Consider the following 17,577-nt stretch of genomic DNA (forward strand, 5'->3'; position numbering starts at 1 on the left):
TTGCTCTAGGCTTTCGCATTTACATTAGGCTTTCAATCGAGATCAGATACAATCCAAGGAAATAAAGAATGTTGTGCCCATACCTTCTTTACTTTGAACCCGAATTGTACCTCCATGGCTATAAATGATATTTTGGGTATTGGTCAATCCAAGTCCGGAACCGGTAGGTTTGCTGGTGTAGAAAGGCTCAAATAATCGGTCTAGGTTTTCTTGAGGAATCCCCACCCCATTGTCTGAAATTTCCACTACACATTTGTCAGCTTTATTACTTGATTTGATTTTCAATATACCAAACTCACAATCCAAAGCCTCAATAGCGTTGACCATAATGTTGACAAAAGCAATCTTTACTTTCCCTACATCTACATTTACATCGCCAATTTCCGGAGAGAGCTGCTTGATCAATTTTATTTTCTTTAGCTCAATTCTATCCTCAACTGTTTCTATGGCCTCTTCCAGAATGTCATTCAAAGGATATCTTTGGGCTTCCAATTCCGTAAACCTAGTTGAATCCAGCAATTCAGTAATCAATTGATTGATTCTTCCGCAGTTTTTCTTGATGGTGTCCAACAAGTCCCCGCTTTCTTCCTTGACTTGATCAGGCAATTCGTAGCCAAGCTGTTCGGCGGATAGAAGAATTGTTGTCAAAGGGTTTTTGACTTCATGTGCCAGCAGTCTGGCAATCCTTCCTGTTGATGAAAACCTCCTCAGGTTGTAAAGTTCTTCATCCCGGATTTTTAACCCTGTGAGGTCTTTGATCATCAGCTGGAAAAGGCCGTCATTTCCTTCATTGGTGACTATAGAAATGATGGCAAGGATTACCTTATCTGTTCCTATTTTGATTTTTGCTTCAAAATCCAGAATGTCAAGATCAGTGCTAAGAATATCTTTGAGCTTTTCCTTATCCTGATTTTCAACCAAAAGATCAATAAAATAGAAAGGGAAAAAATCCTTGTTTTTAGGATTGTAATCAAACTTCTGGGAAAAAGAAGGGTTGAAGTCTATGATCAATGAATCCTTGTTGACCAGGATAATTGGATCAGCTGCCTTTTCAAAGATGTTTTTAAACTTTCTACCGGCTATTTCAAGACTTTCATGCAATTCAGCATCCCTTATGGCATATCTTATTGTCCTGCCAAGCATCTGAGAGTCAAATGCCCCCTTTACCAAATAATCAGAAGCGCCTGATTCCATGGCCTGGTTGTCAACTTGGCCATTTTCCATACCTGTGAGAATGATAACAGGTGCGTGTTTTTGATTCTTCTTGATCAGACCTAAAACATCTATTCCGGATTCTGCACCTAGCCTGTAGTCAACCAAATAAGCATCAAATCTTTCATTCAACAGATTTTGGGTTTCATTGAAGCTTTTGGCATGAGTCAACTCAAAAGTGATGGTTTTGTAACCTTTGAGCATCTTTTCGATGAGTAAAAAGTCATCCGGATCATCATCCACGTATAAGACTTTCTTCCTGTTTTCCTCCATAGACGTTGACAAGGTTGGTTATCAGTCCGGTAATAATACGGTTTTTGCCCAATAAGTTTCCAATTCCTTGCCTATTGAAAGTAACCCATCAAAAGTTCCTGGCTTGGTGATATAGCTATTGGTACCACTGCTGTATGTGGCTTTGATATCATCTTCCAGTTTGGAAGTAGTAAAAACAATCACAGGTATTTTCTTCAGTTCCGTATCGGACTTTATTTCTACCAAGGCTTCTCTTCCGTCCTTTTTGGGCATGTTCAAATCCAATAATATCAATTGAGGCAAAGGATACTTTTCTATGTCTTGAAATTTGCCTTGCCTTTTGAGATATTGTAAAAGAATCTCTCCATTTTCTACACAGATCAAATTTGCTTTGTCAAAGGATTCTTTGAAAGCTTTTGTAATCAGAAGTCTATCGTCAATGTCGTCTTCTGCAACCAGGATATTCATAATTTTTTCTGCTCTCATGTCAGTAGTTGGGTTTGGGAAAGATTCAAAGTTAACAATAATATGAAAGAATACTATGTCAAACTATATTTGAAATTTAAAATTACAATTGATTATGTGTTTAGATTTAATTTTATTCTTTTTAAGTTATCCTTTTCGAAGAAAATTAAAGTAAACTTAAAGTAATATATCCTTTCTTTTACTTGTAATTCCTTATTATTTCAGGTTTTAGGTAGTTGGTTGCTTATGTTTGAATGGGCTTCTTTTAAAAGAAGTTTTTTACCCAATCAAGCTCATTTTTTGTAATCCGGCACCAATAAGTGAAAGGTAGCACCTTCTCCTTCTTGGGATACAGCGAAGATGCTCCCTCCAAGTTTGTCCAGAATTTTTTTACAAACAGCCAAGCCTATACCGGTACCTTCATAGACATCCTTCCCATAGAGTCTTTGGAAAATGATAAATATCCTTTCTGCGTATTCCGGGTTAAAACCTATACCATTGTCGCTTATCTGAATATGATAATACTTGACTTCTGGGTCAGGCTCAATGACATGTTCATGGATCAGTTTCTCCGATGCAATTTCTGTTTGAATATTAATAACCGGATCAATACCAGACTTTGCAAATTTGATTGCATTGCTTAGCAGATTTTGGAAAATAGTTCTCCAATCTGAGTAAGTACCCAGAATATTCGGCAAGCTTTCGATATTTATTTTGGCATTTTTTTCCAAGATCAGAATGTATAAGTCATCCATCACTTCTTCTGCTACAGTTTTAAGATCCAAAATTTCTTCTTTCTCTTTATGTCTTCCTGCACGGCTATACTCCAAGAGGTCGGTGATGAGCTTTCGCATCCTGTTCGCAGCAAATGCTATGCGTTCCAAATAAAGTTTGCCTTCACCTTCCAATTGGTCTTTGTACTGCTCCTGTAGTAAATCATTAAAAGAAGTGATTTTCCGTAAGGGCTCTTGTAGATCATGTGAAGCCACGTAGGCAAACTGTTCCAGCTCTTTATTGGAAAGGTTCAGTTGATTGACTTGTTCCTCAAGTAATTCTTTGTACTCTGCTAGCTGTGCATTTGCCTTTTCTTGTTGTCGCTTGTATCCCGAAAATGCATTGAAACTTAAAAATACTGCTGCCACTGCAATCAATGCCACTGCAAAGATGATGATGGAAAGTACATTGAGGTTGTTTATCAGACCTTGTTCTCTTTGTTGTAAAGATTCCTGTTGCTTTAGTAGAATAGAATTATTCTGTGCTTTAATTTTTTGTCCGAATTTCAAAAAATTCTCTTTTCTATGTTTTTGTACATAATTCAAAAACTGCTCTGGTCCAGGATTTTGAGACAAAGCGCTTTCAAAGACCTGATGACGTTCACTGATACTTGCTTGCAGGCTATCTATCAAAACCTGGTTTTGATCCATTGATTGGGTTATAGACCTTAGTGTATCTATTTTTTTGAGAATTGCTGATTTTCTGACATGAATACTGTCCAAGAATGAAGAATCATAGGTGGTTGCAAAACTCAATATGGCAATTTCGTTTTCCAGGACTTTGGTATGGATGTCATTCGTCTGGATTACCAATTGTTCAGTTTGAGCACTTATTTTATGAATACTCTTAATTCTATACAATACATAAATGGAAATACTTCCACAAAGTATAATCAGGAGGAGCGTAAGGATGGTGAAGGATTTAATTTTATCCATTTATAAATAATTTAGAATTCATGGCCAGAGGTATCTTTATCAGTCTTGGACTTCAAAACAACTTAGCTTATAAATAACCTTGGTATTTTTTTACAAAGGAATTTTTATTAAAACTCGGTTTTGTCCGCATTGTGGGGTTTGCTTTCCCCACAAACAACTTGTGGAATAATGTAAAAAGTCAGGAAAAGCCTTTAAGTAGCCTAATTGCTGATTTTTTACTTTGGGCACCAATATTGGAAATAATTATTCAAATATTATTTAAACTTTAAATATAAAAACGATGGGAAATTTATTGTATTTAATCGCAGTTATTTTAGTTATCGGATGGTTGTTCGGAGCTTTTGTTTACAGTGTGGGTGGCTTAATCCACATTCTATTGGTTTTGGCTATCATTTCAATTCTCTTTAGGGTCATCTCAGGGAGAAGAGTGTAGGAATTGTAGTGCCAATAATACAATCGGTGCTTTTAACCGGTTGAGGTATATATAAATATGAGGCCAAAAGTCTTGGTCTTGACTTTTGGCTCCATTTTATCTAAAGAAATCTTTGCTTGTAGGCAAAGAGATGTGTTAATTGTCGAAACGAATTAATTCGGAAAAACAAGTTTGAATAGCTAGATGGGAAAAAGGGTAGTTTTGATTATAGATGATGAGGTAGGTATTTTGAATTTGTTGTCCAGATTCCTAAAAAGAAAGGGGTTTGAAGTGCATACTGCTGGCAGCCTTACTGAAGGAATTGACCAACTTAAAGACATTAAACCTGAGTTTTTATTTCTGGATGTGAATCTGCCTGACGGGAACGGTTTGCAAACATTACCGGAATTTAAAAACACTCAACCCACCTTATCAGTCATTATGATGAGTGCTTTTGATCATGAGAATATAAGAACCCAAGCTCAATCACTGGGTGCTGAAGCTTTTTTGAGTAAACCTTTTTCTTTGGATGAAATAAACCAATTAGTAAATTGACATAACAATTCCCCTATTTATGGCTAAAATATTAGTAATAGACGATAACCTTGATATTTGTAATTTGCTCAAAAGATTTCTGACCAAAAAAGGTCATGATGTCGAAACAACCCTGAGTGGGGAAACGGGCTTGGAAATGGTCAAAAAGGAAAAGTTTGATCTGATCCTCTGTGATTTTAAACTTCGGGATATTGAAGGACCGGACATTCTTCAGGCTGTCAAAGAAATCTCACCCGATACCAAACTGGCTATCATTACTGGATATTCAGATGTAAGGGTAGCTGTGGAAGTTATGAAGAAGGGAGCTTTTGATTATGTAGTCAAACCTTTGATACCTGATGAAATCCTCAGCTTGATTGATCGGGCTATAAATACACCGACGGAGAAACCTGCTGTTGTCAGTAAGGATACAAAGCATTCTGAAAGTAAAATCACCAAAACACCAAAAGGAGATACAGAGTACATTTGGGGTAAAGACAGCGCTTCAAAAAATCTCTTTAAGGAAGTTTCTCTGGTAGCCCCTACAAATTTCTCGGTCATAATTTACGGAGAAAGCGGAGCCGGAAAGGAAAATATTGCCAGGACAATTCATGACTTGAGTGAAAGAAAGGATATGCCTTTTATTGCGATTGATTGTGGTGCACTGACAAGAGACCTCGCGGGGAGTGAACTTTGGGGGCATGAGAAGGGGGCCTTTACAGGTGCTCTGGCTTCAAAGGCGGGTCAATTTGAATTAGCAGATGGTGGGACAATTTTTCTGGATGAGATAGCCAATCTTTCATACGACATCCAGGTTGGATTACTTCGATTGGTTCAGGAGAAAAAACTAAGAAGAATAGGAGGGGTCAAAGACAAAAATATAGATGTCAGAATAATCGTGGCTTCAAACGAAAACCTCAAAGAAGCTGTAGCGAAAGGCAAATTCAGAGAAGATCTTTTTTACAGGTTCAATGAATTCACCATCAATGTTCCCCCGCTTCGCAAAAGAGGAAAGGACATCATGTTGTTTGCATCTCATTTTCTGGAAAAAGCCAATCAAGAGTTGAATAAAGAAGTTAAAGGTTTTTCAAAGGAAGTTTCAGATCTTTTTAACCAGTATGAGTGGCCGGGAAACCTTAGGGAGATGAGAAATATTATCCGAAGATCATTGTTGCTGACCGATGGGGAAGAAGTGGGACTGACTGCTATTCCGCATGAAGTGGTCCATGCTCAAAAGTTTGCTTTTAAAGAAGAGGATCCAGGAATCCCTGAAAATAGTCATGTTGCAGAGCATTTACAGGAAGAACCGGCGGATTTGAAAGTGATTGCAGCCAATGCTGAAGCAGAGGCAATCAAGAAAGCCCTACTGGAAAATCAGTATAACAAAACCAAAGCAGCCAAACAGCTCGGTATAGATAGAAAAACACTATTCAATAAAATTAAGCTTCACAATATTGCGTAGCATTCAACCAAAAATGAAAAAGCCCTGAATCAGGGCTTTTAAACTTTTATATTTTTGCACTAGGGCAATCCTTGAAAGAAGACTTTAGTAAATCTATTCACTAAAAATAATCCCTAGGATAGGGATTGATTTTCTCTAGAGGCTAATTCCAATATTTTGTCATACTCTTCTGGCGTTAAACCTTTGAAAAAATACTGAACAGGGTTGACGAATTTGTCATCCTTGATGACTTCATAATGCACATGAGGAGCGGTTGAAGAACCAGTATTTCCAACTGTACCTATTTGATCTCCTCTTTTTACTCTCTGTCCGCGACGTACTTTGAAATCATTCATGTGGGCATATCTGGTTACAAATCCAAAACCATGATCAATTTCGATGTATTTACCATACCCTCCGAAAACAGTTTTGGCAGTTTTTACAATTCCATCACCTGTGGCATAAATCGGGGTTCCTTTCGGAGCAGCGAAGTCCACTCCAGTATGTAGTTTTCTCACTTTTAGAATGGGGTGCACACGCATTCCGAATCCTGAGGCCAGTAAGTTTAAATTTTCATTAAGGATAGGCTGAATAGCCGGTACAGATGCCCAATACTCTTCTTTTCTAAGAGCGAGTTCTGTCACTTCATCATAACTTTTGGATTGAACATACATTTTCCTTTTCACAGCATCAATTTTGGAATGAATCGAAACGATCAATTTTTCCTGGTTCAGTCCTTTTTCTTTGATATCTTTATACCTATCTGTTCCCCCAATACCTGCTTTTCTGATTTCAGGAGCAATAGGTTCAGATTCAAAGATTATTCTGTAGAGATTGTCATCCCGCTGTTGAAGGTCAGCAAGCATTTCATTCATTTTCCCTACTTCTTCTTCCAAAAGCTCAAGATAAAGCTTCATCTCCTTGTTTTCTCTTTTGAGCATAAGCTCTTTGGGACTGTCAAAATACAGGTTGAAACCTATGATAAATACAGTAGCGAGAATGGAAGCCAAAGAAAGGAATCCCAGTCCATTGAGAAGGATGTCCCATTTGCTTCTTTTGTATCTTTCGTATTTACAGGTTTTAGCGTCGTAGTAATATTTTATTCTACTCATTACAATTTGCAGGCTAATTATTCTAATTTTGTAGCCCCTATGGGCTGAGGTGGTAAAGCTCCAAAGTCCGCAAAGATAGATAATTATCCGTACAATCCGAACATACTCAAAAGCTTACATGGAAGCCAAACAAATCAGAAGTACTTTTATTGAGTTTTTCAAATCCAAGCAACACCAATTTGTCAAATCATCTCCCATAGTTGTCAAGAATGATCCTACGCTGATGTTTACCAATGCCGGCATGAATCAATTTAAGGATTTCTTTCTTGGCAATGAACAGGCGAAGGTCACGAGGGTAGCTAACAGCCAAAAGTGTCTAAGAGTTTCAGGCAAGCACAATGACCTGGAGGAAGTGGGTGTAGACACCTACCATCATACCATGTTTGAAATGCTGGGGAACTGGTCTTTTGGCGATTATTTCAAAAAAGAGGCCATCGAATGGGCTTGGGAGTTGTTGACAGACGTTTTTAAACTTCCCCAAGATAGATTATATGTCTCAGTATTTGGTGGAGATGTGGAAGATGGTTTGGAACAGGACAAAGAAGCTTTTGACCTTTGGAAGGGAATAGTTTCTGAAGATAGAATCTTATTCGGGAGCAAAAAGGACAATTTCTGGGAAATGGGCGATACCGGTCCATGCGGTCCTTGTTCTGAAATCCATATCGACCTGAGATCTAATGAAGAGAGGAAGGCCCAATCAGGCTATGACTTGGTCAACAATGATCATCCACAGGTAATTGAAATATGGAACTTGGTATTCATGCAATTCAATAGGCTATCTGATGGTTCTCTCAAAGAACTTCCGGCAAAGCACGTTGATACAGGGATGGGCTTTGAGCGTCTTGTTCGAGCCATTCAGCAAAAGCCATCTAATTACGACACTGATATTTTCACCCCTTTTATCGCTCAACTTGAGAGTAAATCCGGTAAAACTTATGGGGAAAATGAAAAAATAGATATTGCCATGCGTGTGATTGTAGACCATATTCGGGCAATCGCATTTACCATAGCGGACGGGCAGTTACCTTCCAATAACAAGGCCGGCTATGTCATTCGGAGAATACTCAGGAGAGCGGTACGCTATGGGTATACATTTTTGGGTTTTCAAAAGCCATTTATATTTGAATTGATGCCTTTATTGGCTGAGAATTTTGGTGAGATATTTCCTGAGGTAGCATCTCAGGAGGATTTTATTACCAAAGTGATTATGGAAGAAGAAGCTTCCTTCCTCAGGACCTTGGATAATGGACTGAAAAAACTTGAGCAGATCAAAGAGGAGCTTTCCCAAAAACATGATAGGATCATTTCTGGAAAAGTTGCATTTGAGCTATACGATACCTATGGTTTTCCCCTTGACCTTACCTCATTGATCGCCCGCGAAAACGGCCTTTCTGTGGATGAGAAAGGGTTTGCTGTGGAAATGGAAAAACAGAAAACCAGATCAAGAGCTGCAGCAGAACAGGAAACAGGAGATTGGGTGGCTGTTAGAGCTGAAGAAGGTGTAGAGTTTATCGGGTATGATTTTCTTACCTCCCAAAGCAATATCACAAAGTATCGTAAAATCAAGGATAAAAAAGGAGACCGCTTCCAGATCGTTCTGGATAAAACACCTTTTTATGCAGAAAGCGGTGGACAGGTAGGAGATCAGGGATGGTTAAAGTCGGATCAAGAAAGCATCAGGGTTTTGGATACCAAGAAAGAAAACGACCTGATTGTTCATTTTGTAGACAAACTTCCAAAGGATGCTTCAGCGACTTTTTATTCGGAAGTAGATGCTGGGAAAAGAAAAGCTTCCATGAACAACCATACTGCAACACATCTATTGCATGCCGCCCTCAAACAAGTTTTGGGTGAGCACGTACAGCAGAAAGGGTCTTTGGTCAATGAGGAACTTTTAAGGTTTGATTTTTCTCATTTTGCCAAAATGACTGAGGAAGAAATAGCTGAAGTGGAAGCAATCGTTAATGCTAAAATCAGGGAGAACATAGCATTGGATGAGCAAAGAAATATTCCTATAGACGAGGCCAAAAAGCAGGGAGCTACCGCACTTTTTGGCGAAAAATATGGGGATTTTGTCCGTGTGATTACATTTGATAAAGGGTTTTCGGTAGAACTATGTGGTGGTACACACGTGCAGGCTACTGGGATGATAGGCTTGTTTAAGATAGTTTCAGAGGGGTCGATATCAGCCGGAGTCCGTAGGATTGAAGCCATCACTGGAAAAGGAGCTGAAAATTATATTCAGGGTCAATTGAATTTGATCCGTGAAATTCAGGAAATGCTCAAAAATCCAAGAGACCTTAAGAAGTCTCTGGAAAGCCTTTTGGTAGAAAGGAACGACTTGAAAAAGGAAATTGAATCCTTGCATAGCAAACAGGCAGGAGTCCTGAAAGCCGACCTGATTAAAACAGTGAAAGAAGTGAACGGGTACAAATTTATTGCAGCTTCCGTGACACTTCCTTCAGCAGATGCATTGAAAAAACTTGCTTTCGAATTAAAAAATGAATTGGAAAACCTATTGGCAGTTATTGCCGCAGATATTGACGGGAAACCTCAAATAGCAGTAATCATCGATGAAGCATTGGTTAAAGAAAAAGGCTTCAATGCAGGTAATACAGTAAGGGAACTTGCCAAAGAAATCCAAGGTGGGGGAGGTGGACAGCCTTTCTTTGCAACTGCTGGAGGTAAGAACCTATCAGGATTATCCAATGTTATTGCGAAAGCAGAGGAGATTTTCGGAAAGTAAAAATTCCATTAAACACATTTCAATTTGCTTTTAGCGTTAGAAGCGTCCATTTTTGAAACAAATTTCATAGAACAACACGAGATTATAAAAAACATGCTTTCAGCAGAAATTAAAGATAAATACGAATTAGTAGTGGGCTTGGAAGTACACGCACAGTTGCTTACCAAGTCCAAAATGTACGCTACTGACTCAACAGAGTATGGTAACTTGCCCAACACACATATTTCAGTGCTTACCTTAGGCCACCCGGGAACCTTACCTAAAGTCAACAGAAAAGCTGTAGAGTTTGCAGTTAAAATGGGATTAGCATGTAATTCTCAAATCACACGTAAAAATATCTTTGCCCGAAAAAATTACTTTTATCCGGATCTTCCTAAAGGATATCAGATCACACAGGACAAAGATCCTATTTGTGTTGGGGGCGAAGTTCCTGTTTCTTTATCCGATGGCACCAAAAAATCAATAGCTCTGACGAGAATACATATGGAGGAAGATGCAGGGAAATCCATGCACTTGGCCGGTGAGGTAGATACTTTGGTCGATTTCAATAGAGCAGGTGTACCTCTGATTGAGATTGTCTCTGAGCCTGATATCAGGTCATCAGAAGAAGCTTATGCCTATTTGGTAGAAATCAAAAAACTCGTCCGGTACCTTGATATCTGCGATGGAAATATGGAAGAAGGTTCTCTGAGATGTGATGCTAATATTTCTGTCAGGATCAGAGGAGAAAAAGAATATGGGAAAAAAGTAGAGGTCAAAAATATGAACTCTTTCCGGAATGTATCCCGTGCCATTGAATACGAATATGAAAGGCAGATTGAGCTGATAGAAAAGGGAGTGGAGATTATATCTGAGACCAGAACATTTGATGCAACTACAGGTACCACAGCGAGTATGCGTACAAAAGAGGATCTGAATGATTATAGGTATTTCCCTGAGCCTGATTTAAGCCCGGTTGTCGTATCTGAAGAATGGCTTGAAAGCATCAAAGTGTCTATGCCATCTTTGCCTAGAGAACTGCACCATAAATTCGTGAATGAGTTTGGACTTCCTGAATATGATGCGGGAGTATTGACAGATTCTAAAGAAATAGCACTTTATTTTGAAGGGCTTTGTAAGCTTACCAAAAACTACAAGGCAGCATCCAATCTGATGATGGGTCCGGTCAAATCCTACCTGAATGAATTAACTTTGCATATTTCTGATTTCCCTATCAGTCCTGAGAGACTGGCCCAACTGATTTCACTGATAGATGAAGGGAAAGTCAATTTCTCTGTTGCTACACAGAAAATTTATCCTGTAATGCTAAAGGAAAGAGAGCAATCTCCTTTGACGATTGCTCAGAACCTCAATTTGATTCAGGAAAGTGATGAAGGAAGTCTTTTGCCTATTATTGAAAGTGTTTTGGCTGAAAATGAAGCAAAAGTCGCAGAATACCGTTCTGGTAAAAAAGGCTTGATGGGGATGTTTATGGGCCAGGTTATGAAAAAGTCCCATGGTAAAGCAGACCCTAAAGTAGCTACAAAATTATTGGCAGAAATCTTAGACAATTGAGAACATGAAAAATATAGCAAATATCTTATTGCTGCTCTTTTGTATGGCTGTATTTGCCTGTAAGCAAGAAAGCAAAAGAAGTTTTGACGGGAAGGTCAAAATATCCGGAGAGTTGGAAAATCATCAAGATGGTCCCGTAGTCTTGGCATACATCGATGAAGATACTCCACAACAGATTGCAGAAATTCCTGTGGGCAGCAATGGAAAGTTTGAGTACAACTTGATTTTAGATGGACCGGGATTTTACCTACTGAATCTGATGGGAAATAAAGAAGTGAAATTGGCCCTCTATGATCAGGATGTTCATATCAATTATAATTTCGCTGACGATACCAGTCTCAAAGTAGAAGGCTCAGAAGACTCACAATACCTTCAGCAAATCAATGCGCTTATGTCAGAGTATCAGGGAACCATCAATTACCTGAACAATGTGTATATGGAAGCGATGAAGGAAAGGGATCAGGAAAAAATCAAAAGAGTTCAACAAGATGCTATGCAACTGGAGGAGGATCATGCCAATAGGGTGAAAGAATTGGTCCGGTCCATGGATGGAAGTTTTGCTGCTCTGCAGTCGTTTGCGATGATCAACCCTAAATCTGATTTTGAATTTTTGGATGAAACGGTTACCAAGTTATCTGAAAAATACCCTGACTTCAAAGCCGTTCAAAATTTGGCTGCTCAACTTGAGGATATGCGAATATTGGCGGTAGGGCAACCTGCTCCGGAGATTTCCTTACCCAACCCGGATGGGGAAATGATCAATCTTTCAGACTTGAGAGGAAAATATGTGTTGATTGATTTTTGGGCTGCATGGTGCAGACCCTGTAGGGAAGAAAATCCAAATGTAGTAAGACTTTACAATGAATATAAAGATCAGGGATTTGAAGTATTCGGAGTTTCTTTGGACAGAACCAAGGATGCTTGGGTAAAAGCCATTGCAGATGATAACCTTACCTGGACGCATGTTTCCGATTTGAAGTATTTCAATTCAGAAGCTGCCTCTATTTATCAGATCAATGCGATACCAGCGACTTATATGCTTGATCCTGAAGGTAAAATAATTGCAAAAGATTTGAGAGGCCCATCGCTTGAAAATAAATTAAAGGAGATTTTCAATTGATATTTAAAGTTATTGTTTGATCAAGTCATGTTGAAGCCAGCATGACTTTTTTAAGTGAAAAAATAATTTTAATTTCCTCAAAATTTCTTTGTGAAAATAATTGGAATTTTCATTTACATTTGCGCCATTGATCGGAGGAGCAGGTAAATCCCTGAGTATTAAAAGAAGTTCTTAAAAATCCTTAATCGCTCAATAACCTAAAGTTCTATGGAATGCTTTTTGCTAGAAGTGGAACCGGTTACCAAAAAGAAAACCAAAAAACAATTAAATCAAAAATGAAAAAAAGATCCACCCAATCATCCCTTAGCAGGTTGTTGACCTTGGCCTTGTTTGGCATGTTAGCCATGGGCGCTTGTAAAAGTAAGAAAAAGGTAGCTGCTGCACCCGAGCCAGCACCTGTTGAGGAAGCTGCACCTGCGCCAGCACCTGCAGCACCACAACCTTCAGCAGAAGAAGTAGCAGTTGGAAAGCTTGAGAATTATTTCAACAGTGTTGCCAACTCTTCTAACACTGACACAGCAAACAGAACCATTACTGAAGCTATGGGAATGTTTTCAAATCAGGATACTCCTGTTTTGATTGTGATTTATGAAGAAAACGGTATCAAGGATTACGATGAGCCTACCACCATCAACAAATACCTCAACTATCTTAAAGACACCAAAAAGAACTTAAACTTTATCTCCGATATTCGATTAGATAACAATGGGAGAGTTTCTGAGCTTGAACTACGTCGTAAAAAATAAAATCCTGAAATCATAAATTATCATGAAAAAATATATCCCTCTATTTCTGTTGTTGTTTTTGGCAACTTCAGCTGTATCCCTAGCACAGTCTGACAATATCAGCCCTGCAAGAAAGCAGGCAATTGACTCCCTTGCTTTGGAGAAAGTAAAAGATCTTTCTAAATATATCTCCATCATCGGTAGCAAAGAAACACAGTTTTCTGAAGCTAATAGAGTAATGGATAGGGCAGAAGAGCTTTTTGCTCCAGATGCTGAAATGGGCGTTTCCTCTTTGAGCAGAAGAGACATCGCTTATTACAAAGTAAGAAGGTACTTCGAGAGATTGATGGCCTTGAACTACGACAGAGTAAACATTACCTGGTATGATATCCATTATATTTCTGATCTGGAAAGACAACCTGACGGAAGATATGTTGGTGTAGTTACCGTATATCAAAGATTTGAAGGTACTTCTTTGGAAAGTGGCCTAAACTACAGAGATACCACCAAAAAGGACATCACTATTTATGTCGAGAAAAAGCAAACTCAGATTGCAGGTAGAACCATCGAATTCTGGGATGTGATGCTTGGTGATATCAGAGTGACTGAAACCTCCGCATGAGAAAATTAATCCTAATTACATTAGTTAGTATATTATCATTTGAGTTGGCGTCGGGGCAAGGTTTATACAGCCCCGGCCAACCCAAAGATGATGGAAGGTTTGCAGCTTCCACCAAACAAGTAAATCAATTTTTCAGGCGCTTTAATGCTGAAGAATCTATAGAAGGTGATAAGCGCTATTACGAAGGAGATCCCCTCTATCGAGACAGAGAGCTTCGAGGAAAATTTATCAGTATCCTTTTCGATAATGAAACCTCTTCAGTAGATGCTGACACCAAAAAGCAGTTCCTCAACGAAGTACTTTCTGAACAATACCCTCAATACATCCACTTTCACAGAGAAGACTGGTTTGCAGAAGTTAGCGCCGTTTTCATGTACAAAGGAAAAAGAGAAAACGTCACTTTGTTTATGAAAATTCAACCGGAAGGGTTGGGCTATGAATGGGTGATAGATAAGGTTGTTTTTCAGCCTTTTAAAGATATTTTCAAAAAACCTCAGGGAGATGGAAAAGGATTCCTCCATCCATTGAGTCATGAACTTGGGTTTATGAATCTGAGAAAAGCTTTTCAGGATTCAGATACTCCGGAAGCCTATACTTCCAAAGAGTACACACCTGATTATTTGACACTTTTTCTTTATGAAATGAAAAAAGGTAGCATCAAATTTGAAACAATACAAGATGTGAAATTTCATTTCTTTCAAGTCAACAATTGGTATTTTGAACTCAATCAGTTCAATAGACCTGGATTCAATACCGGATGGTTGATCAGTAACTTGGTCAGATTAAAGCCAGGTGACAAAGAATCTATTCAAAAGTATATCTATGATCAGAAATAGGACACTTTTCTTACTTTCCCTTATTTTCTTGGGAAGTGCTGTGCATACGTTTGCCCAGGATATTGCCGGCTATTCCAAGTCGGAGGTCAAAGACCTTGGCCAAAAAGTTGAGGACCAGATCAAATTTCTGGAATACTTCTTCAATACTGTAGGGAGTAAGGATACGCCCGCCAGAGACAAAGACGTGATTATCAGGGAGAGCTACATGAAAATTTTCAGAGATGGGAAAGTTCAGGTTGAAGATGACCTGTTGCTCGATCGAAAAGTAATTACCAACAAAGACATTACAGCTTACCTGAAGGATATTGAGTTTTTTTTCAAAGATGCCAATTTCAAATTCAAAATCAGGGAAGTAAAGCCTTTTGAAAGAGATAATGGGGAACTTTCTTTTTTGGTTTCCATGGACCGGACCTTGGAAGCAGTAGGGCTCAATAAGGAGAAAATATCCAATACCAAGCAAAGGTTTGTCGAAGTCAATGTGGACAAAAAGTCCAATGAATTGAAAATTGCCAGCATGTACACTACTAAGCTCAGCAGAGACGAAGAGTTGAGTGAATGGTGGGGCTCACTTTCATATACTTGGGAATCATATTTCCGTTCAAAAATCGGACTCAGTGAAGAAGATTCTGTGACATTAGACCATTTGTACAAAATCAGTTCAATTGATAGTATCAATCTGGCTGGAAATCAGTATGTAGTAGATCTAGAGCCCATAGAGGCATTGAGGGACTTGAAATATATTGATATCAGCAACACAAGAATCACAGAACTTAACCCCATCAGTAATGTGACTTTTTTGACTTATCTGAATATAGCCAATACCTCAACAAAGGATATACAGTTTATCAAATACTCCGATAAACTCACTATTCTGGATATTTCAAACACAGAAATCCAAGATCTTAGCGAACTGGGAAGCCTCAAGCAATTGCATACCTTGAAAGCTGAGAAAACACCAATCATGAGCTTTGGCATTTTGAATTCTTTCGAATCACTGAGATACTTGTATTTGAAAGAAAGTGGCTTCAATAACATCGAAAATATCAATGAATTGAAGGACTTGAAGTATTTGGATATTAGTAATAATTACCTGATTAACTTTGAAATGCTCAACACTTTGGAAAGCCTTGAAGAGATCAACCTTCAGGAAACTAATATTGTTGACATAAGTCCATTGGCGGAGTTACCTAACTTAAAGGTGATCAATATCAATCAAACTGAGATTTCCGATATCAGTCCATTGAATGACAAAAATGCTCTTCAGCGAGTTTATGCTGATAGAACCCGGATCTCTGAGGCAAGTGCGGATATTTTTTCCAGAAGAAACAGGAGGGTGCTCTTGATGCATCATGTAGAAAACCTACAGACATGGTGGGAAGGATTGCCTGAAGCTTGGCGTTTGGTCTTGGGGGAAATCAATCCTGAACTCAAGAAAAGCACACCCACTGTAGAAAGTCTGACTTATGCCATTGGAGTTGATTCTTTGGATATTTCAGGTTCAGCAATCATGACCTTGGGGCCTGTTTTGAAGTTCAGAAAAATCAATCATCTCAATTTTGATGATACTGAAATTCAGGATTTGGCACCTCTAACTGATATCAGAACCCTTGTTAGTATATCCGGTAAAAATACTAAAGTAAAAAATTTACAACCTTTGGCTAACTTGTCAGAGCTAGTTTATCTGGATTTCTCCAAAGCTGAAGTTGCTACATTGACTGATCTATTTGGATTGAAAAAGTTGGAATATTTGAATGTGGATACAGCTCCGATAGAGGAAAATGAAGTGCCGGAAATTTTAGAGTTGATGCCAGATCTCCATTTGATTTACAGAACATCCATTCTTTCAAGTTGGTGGGAAAATCTGGAAGATAGGTGGAAATCCTTGATGCAATCCTATTTCAATGCTTCAGAAGAGCCTGATACAGAAACTTTACACAGATGGACTTCAAGTTCCGAATTCGCGATTGAAAGAGCCGCCATTTCCACGCTGAGACCAATTCTTGTATTTGTTAATTTAAGGGAGTTAAGAATTCATAATGTACCTGTAACAGATTTCTCCACATTAGGTGAATTGGAATTGCTAAGAACACTTTCCATCACCCAATCACCTTTTACAGATCCTTCTGTATTGAAATCATTGCGAAATCTTCGTGTTTTGGACCTAAGTAGTACTGGTGTAGATGATCTAAGGGGGATGTCAGAATTGAACGAATTGGAAGAGCTCCATCTTGCAGGAACCAACATTAAGGTCTTAAGAGGGCTGGAAAGTTTTAGAAATTTAAAAGTTTTGGATATTTCTAATACCAATGTTAGGTCACTGAAGCAAGTACAAAGTCTTGGCAGCTTGGAAAAGCTAACTTGCTTTAATACCCGCATTAATAGAAGAACAGTAGATAATTTCCGTAAGCAAAACCCAGGTTGTGAAGTGCTTTACTATTAAAGGACTAGCTTGGAATACCTTTATCAAAAAACAACAATTCTTTTGAAATAATATTGACAGCATCCCAACCAGAGGTGCTGTCTTTTTTTATCCGTGCTAGCACTGATTGTTTTTTACAGTGCTCAGGGTATTATATCAAAGCGTTCATTCCTCTAGTTTTGAAAATCAAATTTCTGTAATCGAGTATGATCATACTTTATATACCAAAAGGAGGATCTGTGATTTTAGGTCCCTTTCCTGTCTTTCCTTTGGTGTATCAAGTGAACTTTGTAAAACTATCTAAACACTTATGTCATAGAGCATGGTGTAGTCCACATAAACCAGTATGACTATCAATCATGCAACCTACCTGCCGGTAGTCAAGGATTCCATTCTTGTAAATCGGGAAAAGTTAAAA

General features: G+C 38.5%; 14 protein-coding genes. 10 read left to right on the forward strand and 4 right to left on the reverse strand.

All coding sequences use genetic code 11. From position 1 onward, the window contains the following. Positions 1-42 precede the first annotated feature (42 nt). The 3 genes from A33Q_RS16270 to A33Q_RS16280 all read right to left on the reverse strand — a co-directional run bounded on the left by A33Q_RS16270 (position 43) and on the right by A33Q_RS16280 (position 3,638). On the reverse strand, positions 43-1,497 hold the full coding sequence (locus tag A33Q_RS16270; RefSeq protein ID WP_235062812.1) for a hybrid sensor histidine kinase/response regulator: 1,455 nt from the start codon (positions 1,495-1,497) through the stop codon (positions 43-45). 9 nt (positions 1,498-1,506) lie between these two features. Further along, positions 1,507-1,950 carry a response regulator gene (locus tag A33Q_RS16275; protein WP_009033763.1) on the reverse strand — a complete coding sequence of 148 codons (444 nt, stop codon included), beginning with the start codon at positions 1,948-1,950 and terminating at the stop codon, positions 1,507-1,509. Positions 1,951-2,222: 272 nt separating this feature from the next. Beyond that, positions 2,223-3,638, reverse strand: a complete 1,416-nt coding sequence (locus A33Q_RS16280) for a sensor histidine kinase (RefSeq protein ID WP_009033762.1) — start codon at positions 3,636-3,638, stop codon at positions 2,223-2,225. Between the two features lie 280 nt (positions 3,639-3,918). On the opposite strand from A33Q_RS16280, the gene A33Q_RS22010 reads away from it, so the two are divergent. The 3 genes from A33Q_RS22010 to A33Q_RS16290 all read left to right on the forward strand — a co-directional run bounded on the left by A33Q_RS22010 (position 3,919) and on the right by A33Q_RS16290 (position 6,046). Next, positions 3,919-4,071: a lmo0937 family membrane protein gene (locus tag A33Q_RS22010; protein ID WP_009033761.1), complete on the forward strand. Its 153-nt coding sequence runs from the start codon at positions 3,919-3,921 to the stop codon at positions 4,069-4,071. Positions 4,072-4,254: 183 nt separating this feature from the next. Continuing rightward, positions 4,255-4,605 carry a response regulator gene (locus tag A33Q_RS16285; protein ID WP_009033760.1) on the forward strand — a complete coding sequence of 117 codons (351 nt, stop codon included), beginning with the start codon at positions 4,255-4,257 and terminating at the stop codon, positions 4,603-4,605. Positions 4,606-4,624: 19 nt separating this feature from the next. Beyond that, a complete protein-coding gene (locus A33Q_RS16290) occupies positions 4,625-6,046 on the forward strand; it encodes a sigma-54-dependent transcriptional regulator (RefSeq protein ID WP_009033759.1) in 1,422 nt (473 codons plus the stop codon). 113 nt (positions 6,047-6,159) lie between these two features. Here A33Q_RS16290 and A33Q_RS16295 read toward each other — a convergent pair whose 3' ends face one another. After that, positions 6,160-7,137, reverse strand: a complete 978-nt coding sequence (locus tag A33Q_RS16295) for a M23 family metallopeptidase (protein ID WP_009033758.1) — start codon at positions 7,135-7,137, stop codon at positions 6,160-6,162. Positions 7,138-7,255: 118 nt separating this feature from the next. Between A33Q_RS16295 and alaS the strand changes: the two genes are divergently transcribed. The 7 genes from alaS (at position 7,256) to A33Q_RS16330 (ending at position 17,180) form a co-directional block, all read left to right on the forward strand. Continuing rightward, positions 7,256-9,883 carry an alanine--tRNA ligase gene (gene alaS, locus A33Q_RS16300; protein WP_009033757.1) on the forward strand — a complete coding sequence of 876 codons (2,628 nt, stop codon included), beginning with the start codon at positions 7,256-7,258 and terminating at the stop codon, positions 9,881-9,883. Positions 9,884-9,976: 93 nt separating this feature from the next. Beyond that, positions 9,977-11,437, forward strand: a complete 1,461-nt coding sequence (gene gatB / locus A33Q_RS16305; protein ID WP_009033756.1) for an Asp-tRNA(Asn)/Glu-tRNA(Gln) amidotransferase subunit GatB — start codon at positions 9,977-9,979, stop codon at positions 11,435-11,437. Between the two features lie 4 nt (positions 11,438-11,441). Continuing rightward, positions 11,442-12,557, forward strand: a complete 1,116-nt coding sequence (locus tag A33Q_RS16310; protein WP_009033755.1) for a redoxin domain-containing protein — start codon at positions 11,442-11,444, stop codon at positions 12,555-12,557. Positions 12,558-12,832: 275 nt separating this feature from the next. Further along, positions 12,833-13,303: a hypothetical protein gene (locus A33Q_RS16315; RefSeq protein ID WP_040490596.1), complete on the forward strand. Its 471-nt coding sequence runs from the start codon at positions 12,833-12,835 to the stop codon at positions 13,301-13,303. A 22-nt stretch (positions 13,304-13,325) separates the two neighbouring features. Next, positions 13,326-13,904, forward strand: coding sequence for a hypothetical protein (locus A33Q_RS16320; RefSeq protein WP_009033753.1), 579 nt, complete (start codon positions 13,326-13,328; stop codon positions 13,902-13,904). Then, positions 13,901-14,740 carry a hypothetical protein gene (locus tag A33Q_RS16325; RefSeq protein ID WP_009033752.1) on the forward strand — a complete coding sequence of 280 codons (840 nt, stop codon included), beginning with the start codon at positions 13,901-13,903 and terminating at the stop codon, positions 14,738-14,740. The genes A33Q_RS16320 and A33Q_RS16325 overlap by 4 nt, the downstream gene beginning before the upstream one ends. Beyond that, the gene (locus A33Q_RS16330; RefSeq protein ID WP_009033751.1) at positions 14,727-17,180 is read left to right on the forward strand and encodes a leucine-rich repeat domain-containing protein; all 2,454 of its coding nucleotides are present in this window, start codon (positions 14,727-14,729) and stop codon (positions 17,178-17,180) included. Before A33Q_RS16325 ends, A33Q_RS16330 begins: the two co-directional genes overlap by 14 nt. Positions 17,181-17,577 lie beyond the last annotated feature (397 nt).

Origin of the sequence: Indibacter alkaliphilus LW1, from assembly GCF_000295935.2 — a bacterium.
Lineage (GTDB): Bacteria > Bacteroidota > Bacteroidia > Cytophagales > Cyclobacteriaceae > Indibacter > Indibacter alkaliphilus.